At 69.9% G+C, this 9,738-nt stretch carries 5 protein-coding genes and 3 pseudogenes; 3 read left to right on the forward strand and 5 right to left on the reverse strand.

Annotated elements, in window-relative coordinates:
• The 5 genes and pseudogenes from DT057_RS04940 to DT057_RS04955 form a co-directional block, all read right to left on the reverse strand.
• Nucleotides 1-447, reverse strand: a 447-nt coding sequence (locus DT057_RS04940; RefSeq protein WP_244937341.1) for a (2Fe-2S)-binding protein, incomplete at both ends; no start/stop codon positions are given.
• Between the two features lies 1 nt (nucleotide 448).
• Nucleotides 449-598: pseudogene (locus tag DT057_RS36485) on the reverse strand (carbon monoxide dehydrogenase); the annotation flags it as partial.
• The gene (locus DT057_RS04945) at nucleotides 595-1,461 is read right to left on the reverse strand and encodes an FAD binding domain-containing protein (protein ID WP_128561007.1); all 867 of its coding nucleotides are present in this window, start codon (nucleotides 1,459-1,461) and stop codon (nucleotides 595-597) included. The gene DT057_RS04945 and the pseudogene DT057_RS36485, both read right to left, overlap by 4 nt.
• On the reverse strand, nucleotides 1,458-3,824 hold the full coding sequence (locus tag DT057_RS04950) for a xanthine dehydrogenase family protein molybdopterin-binding subunit (protein WP_128561008.1): 2,367 nt from the start codon (nucleotides 3,822-3,824) through the stop codon (nucleotides 1,458-1,460). The genes DT057_RS04945 and DT057_RS04950 overlap by 4 nt, the downstream gene beginning before the upstream one ends.
• Nucleotides 3,824-5,098, reverse strand: coding sequence for an amidohydrolase/deacetylase family metallohydrolase (locus tag DT057_RS04955; protein ID WP_128561009.1), 1,275 nt, complete (start codon nucleotides 5,096-5,098; stop codon nucleotides 3,824-3,826). The genes DT057_RS04950 and DT057_RS04955 overlap by 1 nt, the downstream gene beginning before the upstream one ends.
• Before the next feature lie 136 nt (nucleotides 5,099-5,234).
• Here DT057_RS04955 and DT057_RS04960 point away from each other — a divergent pair, with 136 nt between their 5' ends.
• From DT057_RS04960 to DT057_RS04970, 3 genes and pseudogenes are all read left to right on the forward strand, one after another.
• Nucleotides 5,235-5,774 carry a MarR family winged helix-turn-helix transcriptional regulator gene (locus tag DT057_RS04960; protein ID WP_128561010.1) on the forward strand — a complete coding sequence of 180 codons (540 nt, stop codon included), beginning with the start codon at nucleotides 5,235-5,237 and terminating at the stop codon, nucleotides 5,772-5,774.
• Between the two features lie 408 nt (nucleotides 5,775-6,182).
• Nucleotides 6,183-7,602 (forward strand): annotated as a pseudogene (locus DT057_RS04965) (IS1182 family transposase).
• A gap of 947 nt (nucleotides 7,603-8,549) precedes the next feature.
• Nucleotides 8,550-9,588 (forward strand): annotated as a pseudogene (locus DT057_RS04970) (IS66 family transposase).
• Nucleotides 9,589-9,738: the final 150 nt, after the last annotated feature.

The raw sequence follows: 9,738 nt of genomic DNA on the forward strand, positions 1-9,738 counted from the left end.
TCGCGCGCGGCACCTGGCGCGGAGCGGCGGCGGCGCGCCCGCCGGCCCGCGCGCCGACCGGGCCGAGGGGGCGCTGGTCGAGGGCGACGGGGCGGATGCCGCGGGCGCGGCGCTCGGCGATCACGCTTCCCACCGCCCGCACGATGCCGGCGTAGCCGGTGCAGCGGCAGAGGTTGCCCGAGAGGCCGACCCGGATGCGCTGCGCGTCCGCCTCGGGCAGCCGCAGCACGAGGTCGCGGGCAGAGACCAGCATGCCGGGCGTGCAGTAGCCGCACTGGAGCGCGTGCTCGCGGTTGAAGGCCGCGCGCAGCTCCGCCGCGACCGGATCGTCGTCGAGGCCCTCGATCGTGGTGATCTCGGCGCCCGCGCAGGCTCCCGCGAAGGTCAGGCAGGCACGCGCCGGCTCGCCGTCGATCAGCACCGTGCAGGCGCCGCAGACGCCGTGCTNCAGATGCGTGCCCGTGAGAGTCAGGTCCTCGCGCAGGACGTCGCCGAGGTGGCTGCGCGGCTCGGCCTCCACCCGCACGGGCCGGCCGTTCACGGTCAGCTGAACCGCCATGCGCCGCGCCGCGGGCACCTCCGCCAGTCCGGCGCTCATGCGGCCTCCGTGAGGGGCATAGGGATCGGGCGGGCGGCCTGCGCCACCGCGCGGGCCAGCACCGTGACGTGGACGTGACGCTCGACCGGGTCCGCCATGCCGGCCGCGGCGAGCGCGCTGTCCGCCGCGACGGGGTCGAAGTGCCGGGCGAAATCGGGGCCGATCCGGCCGCCGAAGAGCGGGCGCGCGTCGGCGAAGAGGAGGGGCGGCCCCTCGACGGCGCCGATCACCGCTCGGCCGCATCCGGCGGCGGGATCGAGCCGCACCGCCCCGATGGCGTGCGCGAACTCGCCGATCTTGGCGCAGTGCTTGACGTAGCCCCAGGCCGTGCCCTTGGGCCGCGCCGGGACCCGCACGGCGACGAGCACCTCGCCTCGCTCCAGGGCCACTTCCAGGGCGCCGGTGACGAAGCGCTCCACCGGCAGCCGCCGGCGGCCGGTCCGTCCGGCGATCTCGACCTCGGCGCCGAGCGCCGTGAGGGCCGTGACCCAGTCCGCGGCGGGATCGGCGTGGACGAGGCTGCCGCCCACGGTGCCACGGTTGCGCACGGGCCGGTAGGCGATGGCAGCGGCCACACGCCGGAGGGCGCCTCCGGTCACGTCGGGCACGCGCCCGTCCTCGATGTCGGCGTGGGTGACGCAGGCGCCGAGCACCAGCGTGCCGCCCTCCACGGCCGCCTGCCGGAGGTCCGGCAGGCCGGTGATGTCGAGGATCAAGTCCGGCTCGACGAGGCGCAGGTTGAGCATCGGGCCGAGCGACTGGCCGCCCGCGATCAGCTTCACGCTGCCCGTGACCTCGGCGAGCCGGGCGAGAAGCGTGGCGAGGTCGCGCGGGCGCTCGTAGGCGAAAGGCGCGGGCTTCATGCGGCCGCTCGGGTGCGGGCAGGCGCCCGCGCTGCGAGGATCGCCTCGACGATGCGCCGCGGGGTGACGGGCGAGTGCAGCATCTCGACCCCGAGGGGGCGAAGCGCGTCGTTGATCGCGTTGGCGAGCGCCGCGGGCGGCGCGATGGCCCCTCCCTCGCCGATGCCCTTCTGGCCGAAGCGCGTGTAGGGGGAGGGCGTCTCCATGTGCTCGATGCGAATTGCGGGCACCTCGGCCGGGCCGGGCAGCAGGTAGTCGGCGAAAGTGGAGGCGAGCGGCTGGCCGCGGCCGTCGAAGCGCATCTCCTCGTACAGTGCGGTGCCGATGCCCTGCGCGAGGCCGCCGTAGATCTGGCCGTCGACGACGAGCGGGTTCACCAGGGTGCCGCCGTCCTCGACCACCACGTAGTCGAGGATCTCGACGGCGCCGAGGTCGGGGTCGACCGCAACGACCGCCGCATGCGCGGCGTAGGAGAACGTGCCGGAATCCCGCACGGGCTTGTAGCCGGCCGTGACTTCGAGCCCGCCCGGATCGGTGTCGGGCGCGAGGTCCTGCGGGCGCCGGTACCACGTGCGGGCGATCTCCTCGACGGGCAGGTCGCCCGACGGACCGATCACCCGGCCGGCCTCGTAGCGGCAGGCCTCCGGCTCGGCCTGGAGCAGGTGCGCACCGATCCGCACGGCCCGCTCGCGAAGGGCCTCGCAGGCGGCGGCGACCGCGCCGCCCACCATCACCATCATGCGCGAGCCCCAGGCGCCCGTGGAGTAGGGCGTCGCGGCGGTGTCGCCGTGCACGAGGCGCGTGCGCGCGACCGGTACGCCCAGGATCTCGTGCGCGACCTGCGCCAGCGTCGTCTCCAGCCCCTGGCCGTGCGAGTGGGCGCCGACGCGCAGTTCCAGCCCACCGTCCGGGGTGAGCCGGGCGCTCGCCTGCTCGTGGCCCGGCACCATCGGGATGCCCCAGCCCGCGTAGACGGAGGTGCCGTGCGCCGCCTGCTCGCAGTAGACCGCGAGCCCGAGCCCGATGCGGCGCCCGTCCGGCTCACCCGCGCGCTGGCGCGCCCGTACGTCCTCGGCGTCGATGGCGGCCAGCGCGCGCGCCAGCGCCTGCGGGTAGTCGCCGCTGTCGAAGTGCTTGTTCGTGATGTTGTCGAACGGCATCTGCTCGGGCCGCACGAGGTTCTTCTCGCGCACGACCTCCGGGGCGAGCCCGGCCTCCGCCGCCACCGCGTCGAGGATCAGTTCCATCGCGAAGCACACGCCCGTGCGGGCGACGCCGCGATAGGGCAGGATCGGGCACTTGTTCGTCGCCACCGACCACGTGCGGCAGCGATAGGCCGGGAAGTCGTAGGGGCCGGGCAGGATGCTCGCCACCTGCGCGGCCTCCAGGCAGGCCGAGAACGGGTAGGCCGAGTAGGCGCCCGAATCGACCGTCGCCTCGCAGTCGATGCCGCGCAAGGTGCCGTCGCGTTCGGCGTAAGCCGTAATGCAGTAGTGGTGCTCGCGGCAATTGGCGTTGGCGGTGAGGTGCTCGCGCCGGTCCTCCAGCCAGCGCACCGGATGGCCGCAGCGCAGCGCGAGCCAGGAGAGGCAGATCTCCTCCGCGAGCAGGATCGCCTTGTAGCCGAAGCCGCCGCCGACGTCCGGCGAGACGATGCGGATGCGCTCCTGCGCGATCCCCAGGCACTCGGCGAGGCCGTTGCGCACGATGTGCGGCATCTGGCTCGCGGTGTGGACGGTGAGCTGGTCGAGGCGGTGGTCGAGATGGGCGACCACGCCGCGCCCCTCGATGGGCGCCATGCACTGGCGCGCGGTCGTGATGGTGCGGGACACGCGGATCGGCGCGTCGAGGGCCGAGGCGATGCCGACATCCACCAACGTCTCCAGGAAGACGTTGTCGCCCCAGTGCTCGTGCACCAGGGCCGCGCCGGGCTCGCGGGCGGCGAGCATGTCGTGCACGGCCGGCAGCTCCTCCAGGTCGAGGACGACCGAGGCCGCGACGTCCTCTGCCTCCGCGCGGGTCGGGGCGACGCAGAAGGCGACGAGTTCGCCGACCTGCCGCACCTTGCCGAGCGCGAGAGGCGGCTGCTCGCAGACCTTGAAGCCGGGCAGACCCGACACAGCCCGGATCGGCGCGACCCCGGCGAGGTCGGCGGCCGTGAACACCCGGCCGCGATGCGCCTCTGGCACGTGGATGGCGCGGATGCGCGCATGCGCCAGGGGACTGCGCACGAAGGCTACGTCCTGCATGCGCGGCAGCCGTATGTCGCCGACGTACAGGCCGCGCCCGCGCATCAGGCGGTCGTCCTCCTTGCGGGGGAGCGGCGCGCCGACGCCCTGGCGAGAGCCGATGGGCGCGCTCATCAGGCCGCGATCGCCTGCGGCAGGATCGGGGAATCGGCGTCGAAGCGCCTGCCCGCCCGCAGGCAGAAGGCCGGGCGCAGCAGCCTGTCCACCACCACCCGCGTGTCCTCGTTGTCGCGCAGGAGGAAGCGCCCGCGGTCGTCGTGCAGCACCGAGACGTCGGCCTCGAAGCCGGGGGTGAGCGCGCCGATGCGGTCGGAAAGGCCGAGCATCTTCGCCGGGTGCGAGGACACCATCGGCACCACCTCCTCGAAGGGGATGCCCAGTGCCATCATCGAGGACATCGCCTGGGTCAGGCTGAAGCGCGCCTGGCCGAGGAAGGGGTGGTTCTCGTCGTCGTGGTGCTCGTCGGGGGTGCCCGCGGGCCGCGGCACTTCCGTGTTGTAGCCGTGCATGTCGGCCCCGAGGGTGTAGGGCACCACGCCCGCCGGGATCGCCGCCCGCGCGACCCGGTAGGAGAAGTGGCTGCCATGGCCGACATCGACCTTGAGGCCCGCGTCGAGCGCCGCCTTGATCACCGGGTGGACCTCGCCCTCCTCGTTGATGAAGCCGCCGGGGTGGCGGGTGAAGGGGTGGGCGAGCACGTCGCCGGGGCGCAGGAGCGGGATCACCCGCTCCATGATGGTGTTTGCGTCCTCGCCGTTGGCGCCCGATTCCGGCAGGCCCCAGAGCTGGCCGAAATGCACGTAGAGCGGCAGGTCGGCGCGCCGGCTGATCTCGGCGGCCATCTCCATCACCTTGATGCCCCAGCGGGCGAAGCCGCCGATCTCGGCGTGGCCCTTGATGCCCCGCACGAGGTCGCGGTTCTCCACCGCAGCCTTGACGGTGGCGTCGATGTCCACGCCGTCCGGGCTGTAGAGGTTGGGATAGAAGTGCCCTTCGAGCCCGCCGACGAGGTAGGCGGACAGGAACGCGAGCACCCGCGTGTCGGATTGCTCGGCAATATGATGCCGGAAGCCCGGCAGGGTCATGCAGGAGGGCCCGCCCTGATCGACGACGGTGGTGACGCCCGAGCGCACGCCCACCATGTCGGGGTTCAGGCCGAAGCGGCCGGTGACGTACTGGTAGACGTGGGCGTGCGTGTCGATCAGGCCCGGCAGGACGAGCTTGCCGGAGACGTCGACCACCTCGGCGGCCGAGGATGGCAGAATCGCCTCCTGCACGGCCGCGATGTGGCCGTCGCGCACTGCCACGTCGCGGATGCCATCGATCCCGGAGGCCGGGCAGATCACACGTCCGCCGCGCAGCAGCAGGTCGTACCGGTTGTTGTCCATCGCTCTACCTTGCTCGCAGATTCGCTACGCCGCAGTGAGGCCGTGCACGATCATGCAAAAAGGGAAGCATGCTTCGTATTTTTTCGGTAGCAGGATGTGTGCCAGCCTGGAGCAGCGGGTGGTAAGAGGGTCGGCTATGGACAGCGGCGCCGAAAACACGGCGAAGGAGGCGACACGGCCCATCGCGTGCGCAGATACGCTCGTGCCGGAGGCGGCGGGAGGAGCCTGGCCGCTGTCCGACCGTCCGGGCTTCCTCGCCCGGCGGCTCTACCAGATCCACGTCAGCCTCTTCTCCGAGCGCTGCGCCGCTTTCCGCGTCACGCCGCTGCAGTACAGCCTGATCTCGGAGCTGATGGTGCGGGGCGAGGCCGACCAGACGACCCTGGCGCACGCCGTCGCCCTGGATCGGACCACCACCACGGGCGCGCTGCGACGCCTCGAAGCGCGAGGCTTCGTGACCCGGACGACCTCGCCCGTCGACCGCCGGTCGCAGCAATGTTGCCTGACGGAGCAGGGCAGGGCGATCCACGACGCGATGGCCGACGCAGTCCGGCAGGCGCACGAGGACACGGTGGCCGCGCTCTCACCCGCGGAGCGGACCGTGTTCATGACCCTCATGAAGAAGATCTCGGGCGCGCGCACCGAGACCGACGCCGCAGCCGACCTGCGGATCTGAACCCGGCAGTCACGTCGGCGTCTTGAAATCCGCTCCACCCGACGTGTTGGCATCGGCACCGGAAGTCTTTGATGGCTCCTGGCTTGTGCGGCGAGTGAGCCGCGAGCGGGCGCTGCAGCACCAGCTCAATCAATTCCTCGCTGCTCAGGCTTTCCAACTCGCCGCAGCCCGTCGCGCTGCGGCGGCGACTGCCTCTCGCATGAGGCGACGCGGCGCCTTCCTGCATCGGCAAGCCGCCTGTACTGCGCCGTGGTCGAGCGCGTCCCTGGTCATTGTCAAAACCCTGATGTCAGCAATGCCCTCGCAAGCGGACGTTGCCGACGTGCACCGTGAACGACCGCTTCGAGTCGAGGCTGTGTCAATAGTCCACTCTGGGATAGACTTGTGGCCTCATCTGCGGAGGCCAGCATGGGTCGGTTCGTCGAAGGGCAGGACCGTCGGCAGTCCTGGTTGCTGCGCAGTTCGCTGGACGACTATGTCACCGGGGACAATCCGGTTCGGGTGGTCAAGGCCTTCATCGACGAACTCGAACTGGGCACCCTAGGCTTCACCCGCTTCGAGCCCGCAGCGACGGGGCGGCCAGCTTATGATCCGGCCACGCTTCTGGAGCTCTACCTCTACGGCTATCTCAACCGGTTGCCGTCGAGCCGGCGGCTTGAGCGTGAGGCGCAGCGCAACATCGAGGTGATGTGGCTGACCGGTCGCCTGGCTCCCGACCACAAGACGATCGCCAACTTCAGGCGCGACAACGGGCCTGAGATCCAGGCGGCCTATCGACAGTTCGTGGTGCTGTGCCGGGATCTGAGGCTCTTCGCCAGGGCGACCGTCGCCTTGGACAGATCGAAGTTCAAAGCGGTCAACAACAGGGACCGCAACTACACCGTGGCCAAGGTCGCCAAGCGCCTGGAGCAGGTGGATGCCAGCATCGCCCGCTACCTCGCGGCGCTCGACCGGGCGGACAGGGAAGACAACGACGTTCCCGAGGCGCGCACCCAGCGCATCGGCGAGAAGATCGCCGCTCTGCGCCGGCAGATGGCCTACTTGCGTGAGATGCAGGAACGCGTGGAGGCCGCGTACGACGGACAGGTCTCACTGACCGACCCGGACGCGCGCTCGATGGCGACAAGCGGGCGCGGCACGGGCATCGTCGGCTTACAACGTCCAGATCGCCGTCGATCCCGAGCATCATCTCGTCGTAGACCATGACGTCGTCAACGAGGGCCACGACCGGACCCAGCTCGGTCCGATGGGCGGTCGGGCCAGACAGGCCATCAGCGCGCAGGAGGTCACAGTTCTGGCCGATCGCGGCTACCACAACGGCGACGACGTTCTGGCCTGCGAAGGCACGAGCATCCTGCCGGCCATGCCGCGGGCCGATACGTCGGGTCGAGCGAAGAAGGGGCTCTTCGTGCGCGCCGACATCGTCTACGACGCCGCGGCCGATCACTACGTCTGTCCGACAGGCGCTGTACTGACGAAGTCTGCCGCCCGCTTCGATCGGCATGGTGACATAGACCATTACCGGAACCTGGAAGCCTGTCACGTTTGCGCGATGCGGGCGCGCTGCACGCCCGAGAAGGTCAAGCGCTTCAAGCGCTGGAAACACGATGCGGTGCTGGAGGCCATGCCTGACGCCATGGCGGTACGGCGCGCCACGGTCGAGCACGTCTTCAGAACGCTGAAAGCTTGGATGGGCAGTACGCCGTTCCTGACGAAGGGCCTGAAAGGCGTGAGAACCGAGATGAGTCTCGCGATCCTCGCCTACAACGTGAAGCGGATGATCCGCTTGTTCGGCGCACCTTGGCTCATCCGGGCCATTCGAGCCTAAGCTGCCCTCCGCGCCGCCGTCCGCATCCTGCTGATCCGCGCTGGCGGCCACGGTCAATGCGTTTTGACACAGCCTCGGTCATTACCAGATCCCTCCTGACCGCAGGCGGGACAACGGATACCCCTGTACGGGGGTGTCCTGTCCTGTCCTGTCCCGCTATCAGCGGTTTCGGCAGCGGGAAATGTCCCGCACGTGTCTCGGTTACGTCCTCTGTCTCGCACACTGGCTCGCGGATGATCGCTGACCCACTGCAATTGCAACTTGACGAACAGCAGCAATGCGCCACTTCCAGAACATCGACCTAGGCCGCCGGAACGGCCGCTCGACGTCCGACAGCGGCCGTTCGAAGTCGACGACCGTCACTATCGCACGCTCGCCGATTCACTCTGCGATCCCGAGCCGTGTAGAGAGGCCCGTAAACGGAGGCCGTTCGTGGCCTGCCGAGCGGGCTCGGGCTGGACGACTGATACCGCAGTGCTGTCGAACGGTCTCGTTCAACGGCACTGATCAAGCCCGAACGGCCGCCGGCACTGATCCGCCGAACGCATATGCATCGACACGTCGATGCATATGCGCGCTGGTATGATACGGGCGCGCTCCACCGCCGACGCGCTGATTGATGGCAGAGGGTTCGGCGCATGAGTGCCGGTGCCCATTCGGATTAGCCTGGGCCCGGCACGAGCCAGTTCGAGGCGCCCGGAAATGTGTCCGACGTCGTCCGCAGCAACATTGCAGTGCGTCCCGTAGCCGTACTCTTGCGCGACGTCCGATTCATTGTGCTAGGCGCCCGCTTCGCTCCGGCGCATACAACCGATGCGGAGGTTGGAAGGAAGCTTGTATTTACCCACGGGGCTTGAGACTAATAGCGCCTGTCACGGTTGGCACGGTCGAGGTGGGTTGGCGCGATGCCCCTTGCGGTGACGCGGTTGGGCTGATTCCCTCGTGGAATGAGCTGCAGCGAGCTGGAGCGCCTGAGCAAGGAAGAGCTGATCGAGCTGGTGCTGAAGCTGCACCGGCCGGCGAAGACCTCGCGCACCTCCTCCAAGCCACCCGCCACCGACTGCAAGGAGCAGCGCGAGACGTCCCGCCCCGGCGGCGCAAAGCCCGGGCACGAGGGGCACAAGCGCGCTCTGGCACAGGATCCCGACACGCTCGTCAAGCATCGACCGGAGCACTGCACGGGCAGCGGCGCCCCGCTGTCAGCCACGCTGACGGCCGAGGTTGTCAGTGCGACCGAGCAGACCGACCTGCCGACAGTGGTGCCGCATGTGACCCAGCACTGGCGCCTGGCGGTGACCTGCCCCGGCTGTGGCACGCGCGTCGTCGCCCCGGTTCCGGAGGCGGCCCGCGGCACACCGTTCGGTCCGCGGCTGCACGCGGTGGCGACTTACCTCAAGATCTTCCAGGCGCTCTCCTACGAGCGGTTGCAGGCCGCCTTGTCGGACCTGTTCGGGCTCACTCTGAGCCAGGGCGGGCTGATGAACGGGCTCGCGGCGTGCGCACGGCCACTTTGCCGAGGGCCGGGACGCGGCGCTGGCGGGGCTGCGCCGGGCCGAGGTGGTGGCCAGCGACGATCCGGTGCCCTGGCGTCTCCAACTCTGGCTCCAGTCGGCGTTCGCCCTCGCCGGGCAGGTCACCGACCTGGTAGCCTCCACCTTGTCGGCCAAGCGCCGCAGCCTGGATCGGCAACTCGGGGCGATCCTGACGACGCCGAGTGGCTGCGCGGTAGCCCGCGAGTTGCAGGCCAAGATCGGCCGTGCCCGTGACCAACTCCTGGTCTTCCTCGACCATCCCGGCCGCGTCGCCGTCACCAACAACGGCTGCGAGCGCGCTCTCCGCCCAGCCGTCGTGCAGCGCAAGGTCACGAACGGCTACCGGGCCAGGTGGTCCGCCGACGGCGAGGCGGCGGTCCATACCGTCGTCGACACCGCACGTCTGACGGGCGGGACCACCTTCGCGACCATCCTCAACACCATCCGCGCTTGAACCAAGCCGTTATGGGCGTGGGCAATTACCTGCAGGCATTCACCCGGTTGACAGATCGAAGGTGTCGCGCGGCGTTAGGCTTATTGTCAATCAGATTGTCTAGTGGTTTGAGTCTAACCCTTGGTGCCCGCGCTTTGCGGCTTGGATGAT

It is taken from the genome of Methylobacterium crusticola (genome assembly GCF_003574465.1).
Taxonomy (GTDB): Bacteria; Pseudomonadota; Alphaproteobacteria; order Rhizobiales; family Beijerinckiaceae; genus Methylobacterium; species Methylobacterium crusticola.